Origin of the sequence: Streptomyces sp. NPDC006739, from assembly GCF_042869815.1 — a bacterium.
Classification (GTDB): domain Bacteria; phylum Actinomycetota; class Actinomycetes; order Streptomycetales; family Streptomycetaceae; genus Streptomyces.
In genome coordinates this window covers 620,682-640,741 of the sequence record NZ_JBIAGM010000003.1, presented here as the reverse complement: position 1 = coordinate 640,741, position 20,060 = coordinate 620,682, and the positions used below count along the sequence as shown (strand labels likewise).

At 71.4% G+C, this 20,060-nt stretch carries 22 protein-coding genes and 1 pseudogene; 10 read left to right on the top strand and 13 right to left on the bottom strand.

Features of this window, described 5'->3' with window-relative positions:
- Positions 1-62 precede the first annotated feature (62 nt).
- Entirely contained in the window at positions 63-224 is a 162-nt protein-coding gene (locus ACFYMM_RS09785) for a hypothetical protein (RefSeq protein WP_388385310.1), read from the top strand.
- Positions 225-318: 94 nt separating this feature from the next.
- Positions 319-732, top strand: a complete 414-nt coding sequence (locus ACFYMM_RS09780; RefSeq protein WP_388385278.1) for a hypothetical protein — start codon at positions 319-321, stop codon at positions 730-732.
- Between the two features lie 46 nt (positions 733-778).
- On the opposite strand, the gene ACFYMM_RS09775 is transcribed toward ACFYMM_RS09780, so the two are convergent.
- From ACFYMM_RS09775 to ACFYMM_RS09765, 3 genes are all read right to left on the bottom strand, one after another.
- Positions 779-2,464, bottom strand: a complete 1,686-nt coding sequence (locus ACFYMM_RS09775; RefSeq protein ID WP_388385277.1) for a ribonuclease J — start codon at positions 2,462-2,464, stop codon at positions 779-781.
- A gap of 92 nt (positions 2,465-2,556) precedes the next feature.
- The gene (gene dctA / locus ACFYMM_RS09770; protein ID WP_388385276.1) at positions 2,557-3,954 is read right to left on the bottom strand and encodes a C4-dicarboxylate transporter DctA; all 1,398 of its coding nucleotides are present in this window, start codon (positions 3,952-3,954) and stop codon (positions 2,557-2,559) included.
- Entirely contained in the window at positions 3,951-5,069 is a 1,119-nt protein-coding gene (locus tag ACFYMM_RS09765; RefSeq protein WP_388385275.1) for a PrpF domain-containing protein, read from the bottom strand. The genes dctA and ACFYMM_RS09765 overlap by 4 nt, the downstream gene beginning before the upstream one ends.
- A gap of 146 nt (positions 5,070-5,215) precedes the next feature.
- Here ACFYMM_RS09765 and ACFYMM_RS09760 point away from each other — a divergent pair, with 146 nt between their 5' ends.
- From ACFYMM_RS09760 to ACFYMM_RS09745, 4 genes and pseudogenes are all read left to right on the top strand, one after another.
- Positions 5,216-6,121 (top strand): LysR family transcriptional regulator, encoded by a 906-nt coding sequence (locus ACFYMM_RS09760; protein ID WP_388385309.1) that lies wholly within the window; start codon positions 5,216-5,218, stop codon positions 6,119-6,121.
- Between the two features lie 155 nt (positions 6,122-6,276).
- The gene (locus tag ACFYMM_RS09755; protein ID WP_388385308.1) at positions 6,277-6,435 is read left to right on the top strand and encodes a glycoside hydrolase family 36 N-terminal domain-containing protein; all 159 of its coding nucleotides are present in this window, start codon (positions 6,277-6,279) and stop codon (positions 6,433-6,435) included.
- Positions 6,436-6,438: 3 nt separating this feature from the next.
- Positions 6,439-7,499, top strand: a pseudogene (locus ACFYMM_RS09750) (alpha-galactosidase); the annotation flags it as partial.
- A complete protein-coding gene (locus ACFYMM_RS09745; RefSeq protein ID WP_388385307.1) occupies positions 7,497-7,850 on the top strand; it encodes a GH36 C-terminal domain-containing protein in 354 nt (117 codons plus the stop codon). The pseudogene ACFYMM_RS09750 and the gene ACFYMM_RS09745, both read left to right, overlap by 3 nt.
- Before the next feature lie 459 nt (positions 7,851-8,309).
- Here ACFYMM_RS09745 and ACFYMM_RS09740 read toward each other — a convergent pair whose 3' ends face one another.
- The 3 genes from ACFYMM_RS09740 to ACFYMM_RS09730 form a co-directional block, all read right to left on the bottom strand.
- Complete coding sequence (locus ACFYMM_RS09740) at positions 8,310-8,975, bottom strand: TetR/AcrR family transcriptional regulator (protein WP_388385274.1); 666 nt, start codon at positions 8,973-8,975, stop codon at positions 8,310-8,312.
- Positions 8,976-8,991: 16 nt separating this feature from the next.
- Positions 8,992-9,750: an SDR family oxidoreductase gene (locus ACFYMM_RS09735; protein ID WP_388385273.1), complete on the bottom strand. Its 759-nt coding sequence runs from the start codon at positions 9,748-9,750 to the stop codon at positions 8,992-8,994.
- A 175-nt stretch (positions 9,751-9,925) separates the two neighbouring features.
- Entirely contained in the window at positions 9,926-11,629 is a 1,704-nt protein-coding gene (locus ACFYMM_RS09730) for a SpoIIE family protein phosphatase (RefSeq protein ID WP_388385272.1), read from the bottom strand.
- A gap of 875 nt (positions 11,630-12,504) precedes the next feature.
- On the opposite strand from ACFYMM_RS09730, the gene ACFYMM_RS09725 reads away from it, so the two are divergent.
- From ACFYMM_RS09725 to ACFYMM_RS09710, 4 genes are all read left to right on the top strand, one after another.
- Positions 12,505-13,482, top strand: coding sequence for a magnesium transporter CorA family protein (locus tag ACFYMM_RS09725; RefSeq protein WP_388385271.1), 978 nt, complete (start codon positions 12,505-12,507; stop codon positions 13,480-13,482).
- Between the two features lie 191 nt (positions 13,483-13,673).
- Positions 13,674-14,210, top strand: coding sequence for a DUF5994 family protein (locus ACFYMM_RS09720; protein ID WP_388385270.1), 537 nt, complete (start codon positions 13,674-13,676; stop codon positions 14,208-14,210).
- A 6-nt stretch (positions 14,211-14,216) separates the two neighbouring features.
- Positions 14,217-14,741: a hypothetical protein gene (locus ACFYMM_RS09715; protein ID WP_388385269.1), complete on the top strand. Its 525-nt coding sequence runs from the start codon at positions 14,217-14,219 to the stop codon at positions 14,739-14,741.
- A gap of 282 nt (positions 14,742-15,023) precedes the next feature.
- Positions 15,024-15,512: a DUF5994 family protein gene (locus ACFYMM_RS09710; RefSeq protein ID WP_388385268.1), complete on the top strand. Its 489-nt coding sequence runs from the start codon at positions 15,024-15,026 to the stop codon at positions 15,510-15,512.
- Between the two features lie 38 nt (positions 15,513-15,550).
- Here the strand turns inward: ACFYMM_RS09710 and ACFYMM_RS09705 are convergent, their stop codons facing one another.
- The 7 genes from ACFYMM_RS09705 to ACFYMM_RS09675 all read right to left on the bottom strand — a co-directional run bounded on the left by ACFYMM_RS09705 (position 15,551) and on the right by ACFYMM_RS09675 (position 19,995).
- On the bottom strand, positions 15,551-16,819 hold the full coding sequence (locus ACFYMM_RS09705) for an ATP-binding protein (protein WP_388385267.1): 1,269 nt from the start codon (positions 16,817-16,819) through the stop codon (positions 15,551-15,553).
- A 151-nt stretch (positions 16,820-16,970) separates the two neighbouring features.
- On the bottom strand, positions 16,971-17,387 hold the full coding sequence (locus ACFYMM_RS09700; RefSeq protein WP_388385266.1) for a hypothetical protein: 417 nt from the start codon (positions 17,385-17,387) through the stop codon (positions 16,971-16,973).
- An 88-nt stretch (positions 17,388-17,475) separates the two neighbouring features.
- Entirely contained in the window at positions 17,476-18,084 is a 609-nt protein-coding gene (locus ACFYMM_RS09695; protein ID WP_388385265.1) for an alkaline shock response membrane anchor protein AmaP, read from the bottom strand.
- 29 nt (positions 18,085-18,113) lie between these two features.
- Positions 18,114-18,800 carry a DUF6286 domain-containing protein gene (locus tag ACFYMM_RS09690; protein WP_388385264.1) on the bottom strand — a complete coding sequence of 229 codons (687 nt, stop codon included), beginning with the start codon at positions 18,798-18,800 and terminating at the stop codon, positions 18,114-18,116.
- A 52-nt stretch (positions 18,801-18,852) separates the two neighbouring features.
- The gene (locus ACFYMM_RS09685; RefSeq protein WP_388385263.1) at positions 18,853-19,260 is read right to left on the bottom strand and encodes an Asp23/Gls24 family envelope stress response protein; all 408 of its coding nucleotides are present in this window, start codon (positions 19,258-19,260) and stop codon (positions 18,853-18,855) included.
- The gene (locus tag ACFYMM_RS09680; protein WP_388385262.1) at positions 19,257-19,427 is read right to left on the bottom strand and encodes a hypothetical protein; all 171 of its coding nucleotides are present in this window, start codon (positions 19,425-19,427) and stop codon (positions 19,257-19,259) included. The genes ACFYMM_RS09685 and ACFYMM_RS09680 overlap by 4 nt, the downstream gene beginning before the upstream one ends.
- A gap of 73 nt (positions 19,428-19,500) precedes the next feature.
- Positions 19,501-19,995, bottom strand: coding sequence for an Asp23/Gls24 family envelope stress response protein (locus ACFYMM_RS09675; RefSeq protein ID WP_388385306.1), 495 nt, complete (start codon positions 19,993-19,995; stop codon positions 19,501-19,503).
- Positions 19,996-20,060 lie beyond the last annotated feature (65 nt).

Below are 20,060 nucleotides of genomic sequence, written 5' to 3'. Positions count from 1 at the left end.
GGCCGACAGATCGGCGCTCAGGACACCTTGGTCAGTCGCAGACCGGGTCAAGCCGCGGCCCCGTGCGGAACACGATCATCCTCACAGTCGCAGACATCGCCCTGCGCACCCTCTCCCTCAACCCGGCCACCTCACCACCCCGGCACCTTCTGCAGCGCCACTACACCCGCAAACACGGCCCCGACGCGTATTACGGCAACCCGACGCTGAAGCCTGCCGGGTGACACCCCTCGTACGCCACAGCGGCGGCTGACTGGCCTGACCGGGCCCAGGAATCCGCTTGGGCCCACCCGCGGACCATGCGTAACCTGTCGGGCCATGTGCTACCACGCGTTCAACGGCGCCTTCCGGCACTACGTGTGCGTCGCGTGCCGGCTCTCGTTCAAGGGCAGCACATGGCCGATCCGCAAGCGCGTCTGTCCTGGCTGCCGTGACGAACTCGTCTTCGCCGGCTACGACTTCGCCGCGCCCCGGCGACGCGACACGAAGGCATGGTCCGTCGTCGCCACCGTGCTCGCGGAGGGGCTGACCTACGATCACCGCCCTGGCTGCGGCTGCTCGCGGCTCCCCTCCTTCCGGCCCCGGCTCCGAGCGCAGGTGCGTGTCCGGCGACGCGCGGCCGAGCGGCTGGGCCTGCCTCTGTCGGTGGCCCTCGCTCGCCGCGACGCCTTCACCACGGAGAGCCGCGACGAGCAACCACCCCCGGAAGATGCCGGCCTGACGGCCCGGTGAGCGCAGGGGCCGCGACCGGGGCCGCGGACCCTGCTCCCGGGCTGTGTCAGGCGTCGATGATGACGGGGATGATGAGCGGCTTGCGGCGGTGGGTGCGGAACGCCCAGTTCGCCACGGCGCGGGCGAGGAGTTGTTCGAGCTGGCGCGCGTCCCCGACGCCTTCCTCGGCCGCGGTGGCCAGGGTCTTCTCGATGACGGGGATGACCGGCTCGAAGGTGCTGTCGTCGTGGACGAAGCCGCGGGCCAGGAAGTCGGGGGCCTCGGCCAGGGCGCCGGTGTCCGCGTCGACGATCGCCACCACCGTGACCACGCCTTCGGCGGCGAGGGTGAGGCGGTCCTTGAGGGACGCCTCGGTGGCGCCGCCGACTTCCATGCCGTCCACGTAGACGTTGCCGGCGGGGACCTTGCCGGTGATGGACGCGCGGCCGTCGACCAGGTCGACGACGACGCCGTCCTCGGCGATGACGACCCGGTCGGGGTCGACACCGGTACGGATGGCGAGGTCGCCGTTGGCCCGCAGGTGGCGCCATTCGCCGTGCACGGGCATGACGTTGCGGGGCCTGACGATGTTGTAGCAGTACACGAGCTCGCCGGCGCTGGCGTGCCCGGAGACGTGCACCTTGGCGTTGCCCTTGTGGACCACGTGGGCGCCCCACCGGGTGAGTCCGTTGATCACCCGGTAGATGGCGTTCTCGTTGCCGGGGATGAGGGAACTGGCGAGCAGGACGGTGTCGCCCTTGCCGATGCGGATCACGTGGTCGCGGTTGGCCATCCGTGACAGCGCGGCCATCGGTTCGCCCTGGGAGCCGGTGCACACCAGGGTGACCTTGTGGTCCGGGAGCTTCTCCAGTTCCTTCGTGCTCACGACCAGACCGGACGGGACCTTCAGATAGCCCAGATCACGGGCGATGCCCATGTTGCGGACCATCGACCGGCCGACGAAGGCGACCTTGCGGCCGTGCTGGTGGGCGGCGTCCAGGACCTGCTGGATGCGGTGCACGTGGCTGGCGAAGCTGGAGACGATGACCCGGCGCGGCGCGGTGCGCATCACCTGCTCGATCGCCGGGTTCAGCTCTCGCTCCGAGGTGGTGAAGCCGGGGACCTCGGCGTTGGTGGAATCGGTGAGGAACAGGTCCACGCCCTCCTCGCCGAGGCGGGCGAAGGCACGCAGATCGGTGATGCGGTCGTCGAGGGGGAACTGGTCCATCTTGAAGTCGCCGGTGTGCAGCACCATCCCGGCCCGGGTGCGGATCGCGACCGCGAGGCTGTCGGGGATGGAGTGGTTGACCGCCACGAACTCGCAGTCGAAGGGCCCGAAACCACGCCGGTCGCCCTCCCGCACCCGCACCGTCCGCGGCCGGATGCCGTGTTCCTTGAGTTTGGCCTCCAGGAACGCCAGGGTCAGCTTGGAGCCGACGACGGGGATGTCGCGCCGCTCGCGCAGCAGGTACGGCACGCCGCCGATGTGGTCCTCGTGGCCGTGGGTCAGTACCACGGCCACGATGTCGTCCAGCCGGTGCCGGATCGAGGTGAAGTCCGGCAGGATCACGTCCACGCCGGGCTGGGTCTCCTCGGGGAACAGCACGCCGCAGTCGACGACGAGCAGCTTGCCCGCGTGCTCGAAGACGGTCATGTTGCGGCCGATCTCACCCAGGCCGCCCAGGGCGACGACCCGCAGCCCCCCTTCGGGAAGAGGCGGGGCGGCTTTCAGTTCGGGGTGCGGATGACTCATAGCCTGACGGTACCCGGAGAGCGGGACAGGGTGGTGACCGCCCGTCCGGGCCGGCCCGGAGCGTCCGCTCCGGCCGGCCCGTCCGTGCGCCGTCAGCGTGCGACGGCGACGGGGGCGTGGGTCGGTGCGGGTGTCTCCTTCGGATCGAGCTCGGCCGGCATCGCGGAGGGAGCGGGGGCGGGGGCGTAGGGGATCTCTCCGCGCAGGACGGCCTTGGCGCGGTCCTCGTCCAGCTCTCCCTCCCAGCGGGCCACGGCCAGGGTGGCGACGCCGTTGCCGACCAGGCTGGTCAGGGCGCGGGCTTCGGACATGAACCGGTCGACGCCGAAGATCAGCGCGAGGGCGGTCACCGGGACGTGCGGTACGGCGCTGAGGGTGGCGGCCAGGGCGATGAAGCCGGAGCCGGTGACGCCCGCGGCGCCCTTGGAGGTGAGCAGCATGACGGCGAGCATGGTCAGCTGCTGGGTGAGGCTGAGGTGGATGCCGAGGGCCTGGGCGAGGAAGACCGAGCCCATGGTCAGGTAGATGGCGGTGCCGTCGAGGTTGAAGGAGTACCCGGCGGGCAGCGTGATGCCGACGACCGGTTTCGAGGCGCCCGCGTGCTGGAGCTTGGCCATCATGCGCGGCAGGACGGGCTCGGTGGAGGAGGTGCCGAGGACGATCAGCAGCTCTTCCTTGATGTAGCGCAGGAAGGGCAGCAGCCGCAGTCCGTTCAGGCGCATCACGGTCCCGAGGACGACCAGGACGAAGATCAGGGCGGTCAGCCAGAACGAGCCGACCAGCAGGGCCAGGTGGCGCAGGGTGCCCAGGCCGTAGTGGCCGATGGTGAAGGCCATCGAGCCGAACGCGCCGACGGGGGCCAGCCGCATGATCCAGCGGATGAGGGTGAACAGCACCGCGGAGAACTTCTCGACGCCCCGGGCGATGCCCAGGCCGGCCTCCCCGCTGGCGTGCAGGCCGAATCCGAACAGCACCGACACCAGCAGCACCGGCAGGATCTCGTTGCCGGTCAGGGCGCTGACCAGGGTGGCCGGGATGATGGCGAGGAGGAAGGCGGCGAAGCCCTCGTGGGCCGTGGTCGCCTCCGGCGGCAGGGCCTTGGTGGACAGGGTCGAGAGGTCGATGTGCAGACCGCTGCCCGGCTTGACGACGTTGACGACGACCAGGCCGATCACCATGGCCACGGTGGTCAGCACCTCGAAGTAGACCAGAGCCTTCAGGCTCACGCGGCCGACCGCCCGGGCGTTGCCCATGGAGGCGATGCCGTGGACGACCGTGCAGAAGACGACCGGCGCGATGAACATCTTCACCAGCGCGATGAAGCCGTCGCCGAGCGGCTTGAGATCAGCGCCGAAGGACGGCCACAACCCGCCCACGGCGGCGCCGAGGAGGACGGCGACCAGGCACTGGACATACAGGTGGGACAGCATCCGGCGGATGCGGCCCGGTGGTGCGGTGACGGTACCCGGGGCGGCGTCGTTGCGGCTCATGCGGGGCGTCCTTCCAGGACGGGAACGAGGAGTTCGGCTCGGGCGATACGCCGGGCGGCGCGGTGCAGGAGCACCGTGGGGGACGCGCCGTCCGGTGCGGGGACGGCTCGGGTGGTGATCACGCCGGCGGGAGTGCCCAGACGCAGCGTGCCGTCGGCGGTCTGCCGGGCGACGCGGTGGGCGAGGGTGCCGGAGGTGGTGGCGGCCGTGGCCAGGGCCACGGCGGAGGTCAGGCCGATCGCCGGGTGCGGGGCGTGCATGGAGACCATGCGCACGGCCAGGTCGTACTCGTCCTGGTTGACGGGTGTTCCCTGTGTGGTGCGGTAGGGGGCCGGTCGGGCGACGATGCCCACTTTCGGCACCGCGTGGCTGACCGGGTCGCCCTCGCGGGCCAGACCCATGGCCAGCGCTGCCCGGCGGCGCAGCAGTGCCAGCGTGGGCACCGCGGTGGCGAACGCGGTGAGGGATTCGGTGCCGTCGAGGCCGAACGCCTTGGCGTCGAACAGCGCGGCCGGCGCGCCGGCGTCCACCAGGGATGCCTCGACGGGGCCGTCCGGGCCGGTCAGCTCGTCCAGCGCCCGGCCGGTCGGCAGTGCGCGGCCGGTCGTCGAGCCGGCCGGGTCCTGGAACCCGAGCAGGACCGGCACGCCCGGCGCCGAGGTGCCCGGCACCACGGCCGTGCCCTCGTCCGGGGCCACGCCCGCGGGGGTGGGGATCGTGCCGGTGAGGCGGGCCCCGGTGTTGACGTTGAGCATGCGGACGGTGGTGGTGTCCGACGTGATCGGCACAAGAGCGTGGTGGACGGCGTACAGGGCCACGGCGGTGGCGCAGTTGCCGCAGTTGCTGGCCCACTCCACGCGCTCGTCGCCGATGCCGACCTGCGCGAAGGCGTACTCGACAGCCACACCGGGCTGGGTCGACGGCTGTACGACGGCGGCCTTGGAGGTGGTGGAGGAGGCGCCGCCCACGCCGTCGATCTGGCGGGGGTCGGCGGCGTTGAAGGCGGCGAGCAGGAGGGCGTCGACGTCCACGCCCGTGGCGGCCACGTCGCGGTGGTCGAAGATCCAGCACTTGCTGGTTCCTCCGCGGATCATCTCGCCCTGCAGACGCAGCACAACCGACTCCTCACAGACATGGAAGGGGAAGTCCACCGGCGGTCTCGCCGTGCGTGGTGTCCTCAACGGTGGGTGACGGCAGCGTGAAGTACAATCTCGGAAATCTGCATGGCCATTAAGGTGAAGTGAACGCTGGAGGTGGCGGCATGCTCGACGTCCGGCGCATCCTGCTGTTCACGGAGGTCGCCCGGCGCGGCTCGGTGACCGCGACCGCCCGCGCCCTCAACTACACACCGTCAGCGGTATCGCAGCAGATCAGCCGCCTGGAAGCGGAGGCAGGACAGCCCCTGCTGGAACGCCACGCCCGGGGCGTCACCCTCACCGACGCCGGACGGGCGCTGGCCGAACGAGGTCATCGCATCGAACGCGAACTGCGCGCCGCGGAGAACGAACTCGCCGACTACGCCGGCCTGCGCGCGGGCACACTGCGCGTCGGCACCTTCCCCACCGTCGGCGCCTCGCTGCTCCCGCACGCCGTGATCGCCTTCCGGGACGCCCACCCCGGCGTACGGCTGACCGTCCGCAGCGCCCGCATCGCCGGACTCTGGACCATGCTGGAGAACCGGGAGATCGAGATGTCCCTGATGTGGGACTACGACTGGAGCCGGATCGACCGGGAGGACATCGTCGTCACCCCGCTCCTCGATGATCCGCCGGCCCTCCTCGTCGGCGACCACCATCCACTCGCCGGCCGCGATGCCGCCTCGCTCGCCGACTTCGCGGACGACCCCTGGATCACCCGCGCCGACCATCACCCGGTGGCCGAAGCCCTCGTGCGCGGCTGCCGCTCCGTCGGCTTCGAGCCCCACATCGCCTACGAGGCCCACGACTACCAGGAGGCCCAGGCCATGGTCGCCGCGGGCATCGGAGTCGCCCTCGCTCCCACCCTGGCCCTGGAGGGCATCCGACCCGGCGTCCACGTCCTGCGCCTCCGGCCGCCCGCGCCCGTCCGCCGCATCCTCCTGGTGCGCATGGCCGACCACTCGCTCACCCCCGCCGCCCTGACCTTCGCCGGACTCCTCCGCGACACCGCCGCGGCCCGAACCCGCTGACACCGACGGATGCCGAGGACGCATCCCGGGTGCCGGTCTCCCGTCGACCCATTGACCATGTGATGTGTTAGCGATAACACTCATTCATGCCGCTGGAGAAACCCGCGCAGCAGCCGACGAGCCCAGCGCGCTCGCAACTCTGACCCCACTTCCAGCTGAACCGCACGCCGCTGCCGTACGGGGAGACAGTCCTCACCAGCCGCCGCGGCACCACGGGACACCAGACCAACCCGTGGGCCATGATCGACGACGGCGGCGCCGACGAGGTCAACGGCGCCGTCTGGTCCTGCGCCCTGGCCTGGAGCGGCAGCTGACGGCTGACCGCCCAGCGGCTGCCCACCGAACGCGTCACCCTGTCCGCGGGCTTCGGCCACGACCCGGTCACCTGGGAGCTGCCGCCGGGCGGAGAACTGGTCACTCCCGTCTGCGCGGGGGCGTACACCGAGGGCGGCTTCGGCGCGGCGTCCCGCCTGTGGCACCGGCACGTCCTGCACCACGTGCTGCCGCACCCGGAGGAGATACGGCCGGTGCTCTACAACTCCTGGGAGGCCATCGAGTTCGACATCGACGTCACCGGTCGGATCGCGCTGGCCGAGAAGGCGGCCGCGCTCGGTGCCGAACTCTTCGTCATGGACGACGGCTGGTTCGGCGCGCGCACCCACGACGCCGCCGGACTCGGCGACTGGACCCCCAGCCCCGACCGCTTCCCCGACGGCCTCACCCCCCTGATCACCCGGGTCCACGACCTCGGCATGCGTTCGGCCTGTGGGTGGAGCCCGAGATGGTCAACCCCGACAGCGACCTGTACCGCGCCCACCCCGACTGGGTGCTCCACCATCCGCACCGCCGCCGCACCGAGCACCGCAACCAACCGGTGCTCAACCTCGCCCGCCCCGACGTGGCCGCCTGGCTGCACGGCCGGCTCGACGAACTGCTGTCCAAGAACGCCGTCGACTTCCTCGAGTGGGACATGAACCGCCCCTTCAGCGAGGCCGGCCGGCCCGACGCGGACGGTGACCCCGACCGGCTGTGGATCGACCACGTGCGCAACCTCTACACCCTCCTCGACCGGCTGCGGGCCGGCCACCCACACCTGCGCATCGAGTCGTGCAGCAGCGGCGGGGGCCGACTGGACCTCGGCATCCTCGCCCGCACCGACCAGGTGTGGACCTCCGACAACACCGACGCCGTGGACCGCGTCGAGATACAGCACGGCTTCTCCCAGCTCTACCCGGCCCGGGCCATGGGTGCCTGGGTCACCGACAGCCCCAACCCCTACACCGGGCGCGGCGTGCCCCTCGACTTCCGCTTCCGCGTCGCCATGAGCGGTGTTCTGGGGATCGGGGGTGACCTGAACCGGTGGAGCGCGGCCGACATGGACCGGGCAGCAGGGCACGTGGCCGCCTACAAGCGCGTACGACACCTCGTACAGCTCGGCGAGCAGTACCGGCTGCGACCCCGCGACGGCGGAGAGCTGAGCGCGGTGCAGTACCTGGCCCCCGACGGCGGGGAAACCGCCGTCATTGCCCTCAGAACGGCGCGGCGCTTCGGCCACGACGCCCCGGCCCTGCGACTGCGCGCCCTCGACCCCTCGGCACGGTACCGGGACGCCGCCACCGGAGTCCTGCACCACGGCGCCATCCTGCTCACCCACGGCCTGCCCCTGGACCTCGACCTGGACGACTACGCGTCGACCCTCGTCCATCTGATCCGCGATCCCACCTGCTGACCGGTGCTCACCGGAAAGGGCCTTCCACCGGGCCGGGACGGCATCCGTCGCCCCCGCTACAAGGGTGCCCGGGAGAGATGAGAGGGTCTGGAGGGTGAGCGAGACACCACCGAACACCCTGCAATACCGCTTCGACGGGCCGGAAGACGCACCTGTCCTGATCCTGGGTGCCTCACCGGGCACGACCTGGCACAGGTTGTAGAGACCGTCCAGGGGCGTCTACGCGAGTTCAGCGCGGGCATGAAACAAACCTGGTGCTGCCGGACGGAGGCAGTCACCGACCTGGATGGAATCGCCGGCTGATCGGCCACCCGAGATACCGGACACGCGAGGCGATCGCGTCCCGGTCTGTGCCCTGATCCGGTTCAAGGAAAAGGCCCCTTCATGCCGTTGGCATAAAGGGGCCGCATCCGAGAACCCAAAGACGGCGGTTCCACCTGTATGGGGCCGCTGCCGGGGTCAGCTTTCCGGCGCGTTCCACAGGTCCCGAAGCTCCTCCCATTGCGGTCCCGGGCCGTGCAGGGCCGTGGGCCGACCGGGGGCGGGGGCGCGCAGCCCGGCGAGGACCAGGTCGAGGTAGCGCAGGTGCAGCGCGGTGGCGCGCTCGCCGGTGACAGGGATCCGAGGGGTGAGGTGTTCGAGCAGCAGGGGGATGTCGGCGGACGTGAAGTCGGCGCGCAGCACGGCCGCCCGGTGGGCGCCGCCCACGAGGTCGTCGAGGGCCGCGCGCAACCGCCGCGCGGCAGCCTGAACCTCGTCGGTGGCCGGCAGCCGGCCGCCGACCAGAGGCAGGAGCGGACCACCCGTTCCCTGCTCGGCCAACGCGTCGCGGAAGAAGCGTACGAGGGCTGCCCACGGATCGGACTCCTCGGCGAGCGCCGTGCGCACCTGCACGACGAGTTGTTCCATCCCCGCGATCCGCATGCGCTGAGCCAGCAACTCCTTGCTGGGGTAGCGGCGGTAGAGACTGCCCATGCCGATGCCGGCGCGGCGCGCGATCTCGGAGACGGGAGCGTCCCAGCCGCGCTCGGCGAAGACCTCACGCGCGGCCTGGAAGAGGCGGGCGTCGTTGCGGTCCGCCTCCCGCTGCCGGCCGCGCGGCTTGCCTGTGTACGTGTCGCCCATGGCGCGGCATTCTCCCTCAGGGACGTCCCAAGCCGTGCCCGCCGTCGACGGTGACGACAGCTCCGGTGACGAAAGCGGCGTCCTCGTCGGCGAGCATGGCGATCGCCCGGGCCACGTCCTCCGGTTCAGCGACCCGCCCGAGCGGGGTGTGCTCGGCCAGACGCTGCTGGAACGCCGCCGGCTGCCCGGCGCTGCGCTCCGTGCGCACGAAGCCGGGCGCCACGACGTTGACGTTGATGCCGAGCGGGCCGGCCTCGTAGGCGACGAACCGGGCGAAGGTGTTGAGCGCGGCCTTGGCGGTGCCGTGCGCGGCCATGCCCACGGTGGGTGGGCCGTCGGCCACCGTGCTGGAGACGTACACGATCCGGCCCCCGCCCTGGGCACCCATGACGGTCAATGCCTGCTGGGTGAGGGTGAAGGCGGACGCGAGTTCGTTCGTCACCTTCGCGTGGAAGTCCTCCCAGGACAGGCTGGGGAGCGGGGTCGGGGTGAAGGGGGCACCGGCGTTGCAGACCAGGACGTCCAGCCGCCCGTCGATCGTGGAACGCTCCAGCAGTTCGGCCGCCTGCTGGGGGTCGTGAACGTCGGCCTGCACGGCGAAGGCTTCGCCGCCGTCGGCCTCGATCTGCTTGACCACCTCGTCGGCGGCCTCGCGGTTCGAGAAGTAGTTGACGGCCACGCGGTACCCGCGGGCCGCCAGCTCGCGCGAGGTGGCCGCGCCGATACCCCGGCTGCCACCGGTGACCAGGGCGGTCGGCTTGCTCGTCGTCTTCATGGGGCCTCCGAGTCGGCAGAACGATGCGCTCTTCTCCATTCAACTTATCGGAGCGGAGCGCTCCGTTCAAAAGGGCCTGCACGAAGCATGTGTGATGTGTCGCAAGGAGGGGGCGACACCGCCGCTCCCGCCCTTCGCTCCTGCAAATTCAACCGCCTTGAGGAGTGTTCACGGTTCAGGACGGCATCCGCAGGGCGAGCAGGGCCACGTCGTCGGTGTTGCCGGGTGGCATGCGGCCGAGTAGCTGATCGCACAGGGTGCCGAGCGGTTCGTGGGCGAGAGCGAGGGCGTGGTGGCGCAGACGGGTGAGGCCGGTGTCGAGGTCGCTGCCGGGCACTTCGATCAGGCCGTCGGTGTAGAGCAGCAGGGTGGAACCCGGCGGCAGCGACTGCGCGGCGTTCGGCCGGCTGCCGACGGTGCTCGAACCGGCGCCGAGGAGGAGCCCCTGCCCGGCTTCGAGGTACTGCGCCTGTCCGTCCTGGGTCAGCAGGAGGGGCGGCGGATGCCCGGCGCTGGTCCACCGCAGCGTCCATGGGCCGGTGTGCGGGCTGCCTTCGAGCAGGGCGAGGACGAGGGTGGCCATGGGGACGGTGGTGATGGCGGGCAGGGCGTCGTCGAGGCGGTCCACGACAGCACCGGGTGGGCCGGGGCGGTCCCAGGCCAGTGACCGCAGGATGCCGTGCAGTTGTGCCATGCCGGCCGCGGCGGTGAGATCGTGACCCACGACGTCGCCGATGACCAGCGCGAGCGTGCCGTCCTTCAGCTCGAAGGCGTCGTACCAGTCGCCACCGACCTGGGAGCCGGCCGGGGCGGGCTGGTAGCGGGCGGCCAGTTGCAGGCGGCCGAGCCGGGGCAGCGGGGCGAGCAGGTTGCGCTGCATGGCCTCGGCGACGGCGCGCTGGCGGCCGAACCGGCGGGCGTTGTCGATGACCAGGCCGACCCGGCGGCCGATGTCGCCCACCACTTTCAGATCGTCGGTGTCGAAGGGGGACTCCGGGTCGGTGCGCACCAGCGTCAGGGCGCCGGTGACCTGACGGGCGGAGCCCAGCGGCACGGTGATGGCGGATGTCGCGCCCACCGCCCGCAGGAAGCCGCTGTGGACGGCGGCAAGGGCAGAGTCGACCGGCTCGGTGACGTCTGCTTCGCGCTGCAGGACGGGATCACCGCCGTTCAGCACCTGGACCAGCGGAGAGCGGGCTCCCACCTCCGCTTGGGGCAGGCACTCGCGCCAGTCCTCCTGCGCGGCGTCACGGCCCCCGGGACCCGTCACCGCCACACGGTGGACCTGTCCGGTACCGACCCGCAGGTCCACCGCCGCCCAGTCGGCCAGGCGGGGAACCAGCAGACGGCCCAGCCGGGCGAGGGCCTCGTCGATCTCGAGTGTCTGACCCAGCACGTCGGTGATCTCCGCCACCAGCGTCAGCCGCTCGGTGCGGTCCTCCAGAGCCCGCGTGTAGGCCGCACGCTCCCGGCGCGTGCTGCGGTCGCCGGCGGCGTCGGTCAACAGCACGGCCATGCCCTGGAAGGCGCTGTCGTCCCTCAGAGGGGAAGCGGACCAGGAGATCGCGGTCAGACGGCCGTCACCGCGCAGCCAGATCTCACCCTCCCCCCGTGCCTCGGCTCTCGCGGCCAGGGACCGCAGTAGCGGGCACTGCTCCCGGGGCACCGGGCCGCCGGCCGCGTCCCGGTGCAGCAGGTCGTGTGCGTCCTCGCCCCGCATGGCGGCGGCGGCACGGCCCAGCAGGCGCTCGGCGGCCGGGTTGGCCGCGAGAATCCGTCCGGTGGGGTCCACCACGATGAGGGCTGTGCCCAGCCGTCGGACGACCTGCCGCCAGAAATCCGGCTCGGCCGCCGACCGGCACCGCCCCTCATCTCCCATGTCCTCCACCATGCCGCCTTTCCAGCCATGCAAACCCTCGCCGGAAACCGCGGACGCGTTGGCAGGCCGACACACCAGCGGATCGACGACTGCGGAGTCGACAACGATCGGTACGACCTGCATCAACGCTATGCCCGAACGGCAGGGAACGGGCGCGTCTCGACCGATCCAAGTCGTACTGCCCAGGAGTACGCCGGAGTTACCGAGGATTCTTCGAACACCCGTCGGACGCCGGCCTCATGTCTGTGTAGTTCTCGGTGATCCAGTACACCGGGCCGGTTCCGGTCGGCCCGAGGCAGGGTTGGCGTCATGACTGCGACCATCTCCCGCCCGGCTTCACCCGAAGGCGGGCTCCCCGTCCCTCGACTCACGCTCGCTCCCACGGTTCCGCACCGGCCCCGCTGGACCCGCCTGGTGGCCGCGCTCGCGCGACCGCGTCAGCAGCCACCTCAAGGGGAGCCGTGAGACGGCGCGGCCCCGCCGGGAAGCCGTCGGGGCCGTTCCGGCAGTTGCGTTTCACCGGATCACTGCGGCCGGGCACCGGGACAGGGCTCTGGAGTACGCCGCCGGCGCCGGTGCGTCATGCGGGGGCGCTGCCGATACGGGCGTGCGCGGTCATGCTGTCGGCGTGTCCTTCCTGGCTGACGGGCCGCATCCGGTCGGGCGGTGTACGTCGGCGCGATGCCGTAGCCGGGTACCCGCATTCCTGCCTTCGGACGGGCACCCTGGTGTGCTCGCCGGCCGGAGCCTGCGGATGTCTCCGGGCTCTGACGTCGTGAGATCCTCCCCGGAGGGTGGCCGCTGTCGATGAACCTGCCGCGCTGGCAATCGGGGCGAAGCGGCATGACAGGGATATAAGACACTAGCCTCGGGCCATGGTGACGCGTACCCGGCTCTATCGCGACGGCACTCTGGTCCTGGAGGACTTTCCCGTCGGTGACGTCCCTGCGCATCTCGCTGATCCGGCGTCGGTCCTGTGGCTGGACCTGCACCGGCCCGGAGCCGCTGAACTCGCCATGCTGGGTCAGGAGTTCGGCATCCACGAACTGGCTCTGGAGGATGCCGCCCAGCGTGGACAGCGGCCGAAACTCGACCGCTATCGCACCCACGAGTTCCTCAGCGCCTACGCCGTGACCGTCAGCCCGGACGGTGCGCAGCTGACGTACAGCGAGATCGCCGTATTCCTCACCGGCCAGGCCATGATCACCGTCCGCAAGGACGACGGCCTCGACATCGAGGATGTCGTCGCCCGCTGGGACGAGAGCCCGGACCTGGCCGGCCACGGCGTCGGATTCCTGCTGCACGGCCTGCTCGACCATCTCGTGGACGGACACTTCGCCGCCGTCCAGCAACTGGACGACAGCATCGAGGAACTGGAGGGCCTGCTCTTCGCGGCCGGGCGCCGTGAGATCGAAGCCGTGCAGCGCCGGGTCTTCGCACTGCGTAAGTCGCTCGTCCGGCTGCGCCGCGTCGTGCTTCCGATGCGCGAGGTGGTCAACGGGCTGATGCGCCCCGGCCTGCACCTGATCACCGACCCTCTCGTCCCGTACTACCAGGACGTCTACGACCACGTGCTGCGTGCGACCGAGTGGACGGAATCACTGCGGGACCTGGTGGCCTCGGTCATGGAGACGAACCTCTCGGTCCAGGCCAACAGCATGAACCTGATCATGAAGAAGGTGACGAGCTGGGCCGCGATCATCGCCGTGCCCACCGCGATCACCGGCTACTACGGCCAGAACCTCCCCTATCCCGGGTTCGGTCGTGAGTCGGGATTCATCACCTCCGCCGCCGTCATCGTGCTCCTGTCCGCATTGCTGTATCTGACGTTCAGGCGCAAGGACTGGCTCTGACCGGCATCGGCACCGGCGACCAGGTCCCAAAGGCAGGTGAACCACCTGGCCATCCCGGGCTTTCCGGGCCGGTGAGGCGGAGTAGTGTGAACATACCGGGAGTCCTTCGCGCACCGGCTCCGCTGCGGGTGCCGTTTCCGGTGACCGACAGCGCCGGGCCGCACCCACGAGCCCGGGGACAGGTCCGCGCCATGGCCGTGACCATTGACCGAACGACATCGAGCAGGCGCACGCCGCCGCCGGCGGCCCGGCTCTCCCTGAGACTCGCGCCGGGCGGGCTGGACGGCATGTGGTGGCCCCGCTCCCGTGCCCTCACTCGTGAGCTGCCGTCCTTGACGGCCGCATTGGGTGATCTCTGGGGTCGTATCACGGGTGTCACCGTGCACCCGGCCTCCTGGCCCGTCCTGCCGCACTGGGTGTCCGACGCCGGGCGCACCGTGCAGGTGGGCTGGTCCACCGAGGAGCAGGATCCCCACAGACTCACTCTTCTCTCCGCCGGCGGCCGCCGGGACGTGCTGGTGATTCCCCCGGAAACCGGTGCTGACGCCGCCGCGCAGCTCATGGCCGGCGACGGCTTCGATGCCCCGGCCCGGGAGCAAGCGGCAGGCAGGATCGATGCAGGAATCAGGGAGGAAGCCTGGGAGGCCGACGGCGGAGCAGGTCGACCGTCGTCCCCGCCCCGGCCCATCGGCTCGGCGGGGCCATCGCCCGCCGGTCGGCGGAGGTGAGATCCCGTGCTCGTCATCGCCGTGGCCGTGCTGCTCGTCCTGATCGCCGTCGGAGTCGTTCTGATCCACCAGCTCAACGGTCAGCACGACGAACGGATCGCTGCCTTCCACTACAGCGACGTTCTGCCGGGGACCGGGCGTCGGCCTCGGAGGCGCCGTCGGCCGACGGTGGACGCGAGCGTTCCGATGCGCCCCGCCGCGACGGCGGCCGCGGATGACATCGACTTCGGCCCGACGGACGGTAGAGGAAGGCGCGTCATGGCGATATTGCGAGACCGGAAGACGTACCGCGAGAGGATCATGCAGGCTCTGTACCGAGCCGCCGAAGGCGATCGCCTCCTTGGCGTCGATGGGGCGAAGCTCCGCACCGACCTCGGCATCCCTGAGCAGGACATGGCCGCTGCCTGCATGTACCTGGCGGGCGAAGGCTGGGTCGTCGTGGACTGGGGGAGGGGCAACACGCCCGCGATGATCACGCTGACGCACCAGGGGATCCGGCAGATGGAGACGGAAGAGGAAGGGCGTGGCTGAGCCGCCGCGTCGGCTTCTCGGACCGAAGCGAACCTTCGCAAGGATTGTTCATGTCGGATTGGTCCCTTTGGCGTAACGTGGAAAGCGGGTCGGGGCACGCTCACGTGCAATGACCCGGAAGGGCGGCTCCGGCGGGTATACGCCGGAGCCGTTGCCCGCTTCCGTAACCGCGCCGTGCGGTGAGGTGCTCGCGCGAGCGTCGTGCGGAGTACGGTGAGCGAGCAGGGTCGTACGCGGTCGCATGCCCTGCGGTCGCACTGACCTTTACGACGGGCGGACATCATGGCCGACTCGGACACCTCCGATCGTCTCCCCCGGCTCCTGCCGGACGCCGTTCACCGGTCGGTGAGACCGGGGACGGCCCTGCTGCGGTTGGAGACGACGCACGCGCGCGAGGGAATACTGGACGGCGCATGGTGGCCGCGGTCCCGGGACATCGGTGCCGAGCTCCCCTCGCTGATCTCCGCGTTGACCGAGCATCTCGGGCCCATCACCCGGGTCGGTCTGGACGGGAGCGCCTGGGACGGACTGCCGACCCGGGTGATGGTCGACGGCCGAGTCGTCCACATCGATTCCTTCCCGGTCGGTGACGACACCGTCCTCGTCACCCGGGGCGACCGGGACCATTTCTCCCTGATGCTGGTCCCTCCGGACACGTCGCCCGACGCGGCACGCGCCGCGATGGCCAGGGCCGTACGGGCCGACAACGTCACCGAGGCCGGACAGATCCTCATCGATACGGGCGGTGACACGCCGCCTACGCCGGCCTGACACGTCCGTCGTGGATCGAGTCCCCGTCGGCCTGGACCCTAGATGCGGGCGAACTTCTCGGTCTGCTGGGCGAATTCCTGAGCCATGGCGGCGCTGACCGTGGGCCTGGTGTCGCGGATCGTGTCCAGGTAGTCGTCGGTGGTGGGGGTGGTCCGGGTTCCGGTGTCGAACGTGCGCTCGAACTGGGCCTGGGAGACGGTTCGCGCCGCGTGGGCGATGTCAGCGGGGGTGAACCCCTCGCTGGCGGACGCGAGTACCGCGCTGTCGGCCTGCGCCCCCGCTCGGGCCAGGTAGCTCTCCCACAGTGCGGTCCTGGCGGTGTGGTCGGGAGGGCCGATCGGGAGGACGTAGTCGAAGCGGCCGTGGCGCAGGAACGCGGAGTCCAGCGTGGTGACGTTGTTCGTGGCGCAGACGAGCAGCCGCCCGTCCTGGCTACGGAACCGGACGATCGCTTTGAGCAGTTCGTTGACGACGCCGACAGCGTTCGCGTCCGCGCCGCCGCGTTCGCCGGCGATCTCCTCGACCTCGTCGATGAAGACGAGGACGCGGTCGAGCCGGGCGATCTCGTCGAAGCGCCGGTTGAGCCCGGTCGCCAGGCCGTACTCGGCGGCCAGACGGGCGGGGAACAGCTCGAGGAAGGGCCATCCCAGGCGGCTGGCGATCGCGTGCGTGAACGTGCTCTTTCCTGTCCCGGGTGGGCCGAACAGCATCACCGCCCGTGGCAGTTCCACTCCGTGCTGGGCGGCCAGTTCGGGATGGGCCAGCGGCAGGACCAGGCGCCGCTCGATGAGCCGCTTCTCCCGTCGCATGCCCGCGACCTTCTGCCACAGTCCCCCCGGTGGCAGCTCCGCGCCGAGCGAGGACAGCGTGCCGGCCGACTGCGGGGTCACCGGCCCGCGCTTCTCGAAGAAGACCAGCCCGGGGCGGGCCCCGAAGTCGCAGTTGCGCAGGGCGGTGGCACCGGTCTCGCCCTCGGGCAGGACGGCGTGCACCGCTCGGACGCCGGCGGCGAAGAGCCGTTGCTCAAGGGCGGTGACCAGGGCACTGCCCAGCCCGCGCTGCCGCCAGCCGGGCGCCAGGCAGATGCGCAGGATCCATGCCCGTTCGCCCTCCACCCTGCTCACCGCGGCGCCGATCAGCGCGTCGTCGGCCGTGGCCACCACAGCCGGGTGGCGGGCCTGGAGAGCCGTCACGGCGTCCGAGAGCGGGAAGAGCGGCGGCACCTCGGTCGTACCGCTCTCCATGTCGACACGGATCAGCGCTTCGAGATCGTCCTGGGTGTAGTCCCTGACCCGCCAACCCGTCATGATCAGCTCCGCGTGTTCGGCCGTACCTCCATCATCAGCCGATACCCGGAGGACGCGCGCGACTGGCGTCGGCCGCGAGTCCGCTCTGGCGGCACGGATCGCTCGTCGGCACCACCGCGGTACCGCGGTGATGGTGCGGGCCGTAGTCGGGTCATGCTGCGGTACCGGGCGCGGTGCCGGCCGGACTGAGAGGCTTGTCGGTGCGGCCGTTGCCGGCCAGTGGTGCTGCCGCGGCGGGTGCGGCGGCCGCGGTTTCCCGGGCGAGGAAGGAGCCGAGCTCGCCGATCGTGCTCATGAGGGGGGCCGGGAAGACGACGGTGGTGTTCTGGTCGACACCGATCTCCACCAGGCTCTGGAGATTGCGCAGTTGGAGCGCCAGCGGGTGGGCCATCATGGTGTCCGAGGCGTCTCCGAGCGCGGCCGCGGCCAGCGACTCGCCCTCCGCGTCGATGATCTTCGCTCGCTTCTCCCGCTCCGCCTCGGCCTGGCGGGCCATGGCGCGCTTCATGGTGTCGGGCAGTTGGATGTCCTTGAGCTCGACCAGCGTGACGATGCCCAAGACGATCATGGTATTTCCTTTGGGGAGTAGGGCCGGTCACCTGCGGACGGCGAAAGACCGCAGGGGCGTTGAGCAGGGGAACGGTCGGTCTCTTCCTTCACTCCGCACGGTGGGGCTTGTGGCGGGCGACGTGCAGGCGGACTTCGGTGGGCATGTCGGGGAGGCCGGTGGACCGGCGTGCGGTGCGGAGCGGGCCTTCGCAGAGGGCACCGAGAGTGGCGCCGGGCGCGCCCTCGGGGGTGAGGGTGAGTCCGACGTGGGTGTGGTGGTGGGCAGGTCGGCCGGTGATGCGTACGGTCGCGTCGTCGACCCCCGGCAGGGCACCGGCCTCGGTCGCGATCGCGTCGGCGAGAGCGCGGTCGCGAAGTTCGACGCCCTCCTGCGGGGGTGTGCCGCCGACGGGCAGTGAGCCGGGGCGGCGTCGGCTCAGCTGGGCGAGCAGCCACCACAGGGCGAGCAGGGCGGCGAGGACCAGGGCGGCGATGACCGCGGGCCACCACCACCAGCCCTGGTTGCTCCAGCGGGCCCGGTCGGCCGAGCCGAGCAGGACGTCGTCCGGGGCGGTCAGGGGCCAGCCGGCGGGCGGGACCAGATCATGTCGCCGGTAGAGGTCGAGCCCGGCGAAGAGGATCAGCAGTCCGCCGCCGAGCAGGACCAGGCCGGCGAGGGCCAGCAGGCTGCGGTTGAGCGCGGATCGCGGCGTCATGGTGTGGGCTCCGGTGCTGCGGGTTTCGGTCAGTCGGTGCGTCGCCGCAGGCGTACGACGATGCGGGGAGGACGGGCGAGGGCCAGCCGGTCGCGTTCCTCGTCGAGGGCGGCGGTGAGGTCGTCCTTCACCCGCTGGGGATCGCGGAAGCGGACGTCCGCGCGGGCTTTGATGCGGTGGCGGCCTACCAGGACGTGCGCCGAGCCGACTCCGGGGACCCGCATCGCGGCGTCACGCAGCAGGTCGGCGGCCCCGTCACGGTCCAGGGAGGCCCGCAGCCGCGGGCAGCCGACGGGTGAGCGCAGCGGCAGCCAGTGCCGCAGGCCAGGGGTGAGGGCCAGGACGATCAGCCAGACGCCGACGGCGGCGGCCACGGCGGCTCCCGTGAGCATCCACACGTCGTCCACGGGGCGGGTGGCCAGTTCGTCGGCCAGATGCCGTCGCCAGGCCGCCGCCGGGCGTCCCACTCGTACGGCGATGACGTCGACCAGCGCCGCGACCGCCGCCACGAGGATCACCGAGGCGACCAGCGCGGCCGGGATGCGGCGCGCGGACCACGGCCGGTGGGTTCGGTGCCCGCCCTCGCGCTCACCGGCCGTGCCATCAGGGCCGGACACGTCGCGTTCGGGTGGATCGGGCTCCTTCGTCAGCGGCACCGTGGCGCGGTGCGCGGACGGCGCCAAGCCGTGCGAGGGAGGACCGGGGTCGGGTGTCATCGCGCTCCTCCTTCCTGCTCGGCGTGCCCGGCGCCCCGTGCCCCGGGGCCGCTCACCGGACCCGCCCCCGGCTCGCCCCGGCGGCGGTCACCAGCCGTCGGACGGTGAGGGTGACCTCTCCCACCCGCAAGCCGGTCAGTTGGGCCACCCGTTCGGCGACGTCCTGCTGGATCCGCTCACAGACTTGGGGGATGTCGGTGGGATAGGGCAGGTCCAGGGCCAGGTGCAGGCGCACCGATCCGGTACGGACGGCGGCGGAGGCGCTGGGTGCCGTCGGCCCGCCCCGGGCCGGCGGTACGGCTGCACGCCGCGACTGGGCCGTGCGGGCCGCCTGTGTGGCGATACGGGCGACCACCCTGTCCGGGATGACGGTGGCGCCCCGCTCGGCCGGAGGCGGCAGGCCGGCGGCCGGCGCCGGTGGGCCCGACGCCTCGCCGGCGGAGCCGGGCCGGGCCTTCACCGCCGCCTCCGGGTCCGGACGTCGAGGTCGCCCTGCAGGGCGAGTCCGGCGATCAGGCCCGCCGTACCCAGGACCAGAACCAGCAGGAATGCCCAGAAGCCGCCGAAATAACCGGCGAAGCCCAGGGCCATGCCCGCCGCGAGGCCCGTCGTTGCTGCGTTCATCATGCACTCACCCGTCTCGCGCACGTACGTCACCGTGCGCGCGATCTACCGCGCCCTCACCGGACCCGGCGGTGGATCACCTCACGCGGCCCTCGTCCGGTGCGGCCTCTTCCTCCTCGTCGGGCAGGTGGACGTCGTCGACGGCGATGTTCACCTCGACGACCTCCAGGCCCGTCATCCGCTCCACGGCGCTGATGACATTGGTGCGGACGCCGCCGGCGACGTCGACGATGGAGACGCCGTACTCGACGACGACGTCCAGGTCCACGGCGGCCTGACGCTCGCCGACCTCGACCTTCACTCCTCGCGCGACGCCTCCGCCTCCTCCACCGGGAACGCGTTCCCGCATGGCGCCGAAGGCGCGGGCCATCCCCCCGCCCAGGCTGTAGATGCCCGGTACCTCGCGGGCGGCCATGCCCGCGATCTTGGCCACTACGCCGTCCGCGATGGTGGTCTTCCCCCGTGTCTCGGGCGGAGTCCCGGCTCCGGTACGGCCCTTCAGTGCGCTCACGCCCGTGTCGGCGGGCCTGCCGCCCCCGCCCCCGCCGACGCTGGTGATGTTCTCCGTCATGGCGGTCGCCTCGATCGGTCGGTCGGACACCCGTGTGGCACCCGTCAGAGGGTTGGACATATCGG

What these genes read in the sequence shown, in the direction of transcription:
- ACFYMM_RS09745 (WP_388385307.1), top strand. Translation starts at nt 7,497, where the DNA reads ATGGACCGGGCAGCAGGGCACGTGGCCGCCTACAAGCGCGTACGACAC.
- ACFYMM_RS09705 (WP_388385267.1), bottom strand. Translation starts at nt 16,819, where the DNA reads ATGACGGGTTGGCGGGTCAGGGACTACACCCAGGACGATCTCGAAGCG.
- dctA (WP_388385276.1), bottom strand. Translation starts at nt 3,954, where the DNA reads ATGAGCCGCAACGACGCCGCCCCGGGTACCGTCACCGCACCACCGGGC.
- ACFYMM_RS09695 (WP_388385265.1), bottom strand. Translation starts at nt 18,084, where the DNA reads ATGACGCCGCGATCCGCGCTCAACCGCAGCCTGCTGGCCCTCGCCGGC.
- ACFYMM_RS09675 (WP_388385306.1), bottom strand. Translation starts at nt 19,995, where the DNA reads ATGACGGAGAACATCACCAGCGTCGGCGGGGGCGGGGGCGGCAGGCCC.
- ACFYMM_RS09760 (WP_388385309.1), top strand. Translation starts at nt 5,216, where the DNA reads ATGCTCGACGTCCGGCGCATCCTGCTGTTCACGGAGGTCGCCCGGCGC.
- ACFYMM_RS09700 (WP_388385266.1), bottom strand. Translation starts at nt 17,387, where the DNA reads ATGATCGTCTTGGGCATCGTCACGCTGGTCGAGCTCAAGGACATCCAA.
- ACFYMM_RS09730 (WP_388385272.1), bottom strand. Translation starts at nt 11,629, where the DNA reads ATGGGAGATGAGGGGCGGTGCCGGTCGGCGGCCGAGCCGGATTTCTGG.
- ACFYMM_RS09780 (WP_388385278.1), top strand. Translation starts at nt 319, where the DNA reads ATGTGCTACCACGCGTTCAACGGCGCCTTCCGGCACTACGTGTGCGTC.
- ACFYMM_RS09680 (WP_388385262.1), bottom strand. Translation starts at nt 19,427, where the DNA reads ATGATGAACGCAGCAACGACGGGCCTCGCGGCGGGCATGGCCCTGGGC.
- ACFYMM_RS09720 (WP_388385270.1), top strand. Translation starts at nt 13,674, where the DNA reads ATGGCCGTGACCATTGACCGAACGACATCGAGCAGGCGCACGCCGCCG.
- ACFYMM_RS09735 (WP_388385273.1), bottom strand. Translation starts at nt 9,750, where the DNA reads ATGAAGACGACGAGCAAGCCGACCGCCCTGGTCACCGGTGGCAGCCGG.
- ACFYMM_RS09740 (WP_388385274.1), bottom strand. Translation starts at nt 8,975, where the DNA reads ATGGGCGACACGTACACAGGCAAGCCGCGCGGCCGGCAGCGGGAGGCG.
- ACFYMM_RS09690 (WP_388385264.1), bottom strand. Translation starts at nt 18,800, where the DNA reads ATGACACCCGACCCCGGTCCTCCCTCGCACGGCTTGGCGCCGTCCGCG.
- ACFYMM_RS09775 (WP_388385277.1), bottom strand. Translation starts at nt 2,464, where the DNA reads ATGAGTCATCCGCACCCCGAACTGAAAGCCGCCCCGCCTCTTCCCGAA.
- ACFYMM_RS09725 (WP_388385271.1), top strand. Translation starts at nt 12,505, where the DNA reads ATGGTGACGCGTACCCGGCTCTATCGCGACGGCACTCTGGTCCTGGAG.
- ACFYMM_RS09710 (WP_388385268.1), top strand. Translation starts at nt 15,024, where the DNA reads ATGGCCGACTCGGACACCTCCGATCGTCTCCCCCGGCTCCTGCCGGAC.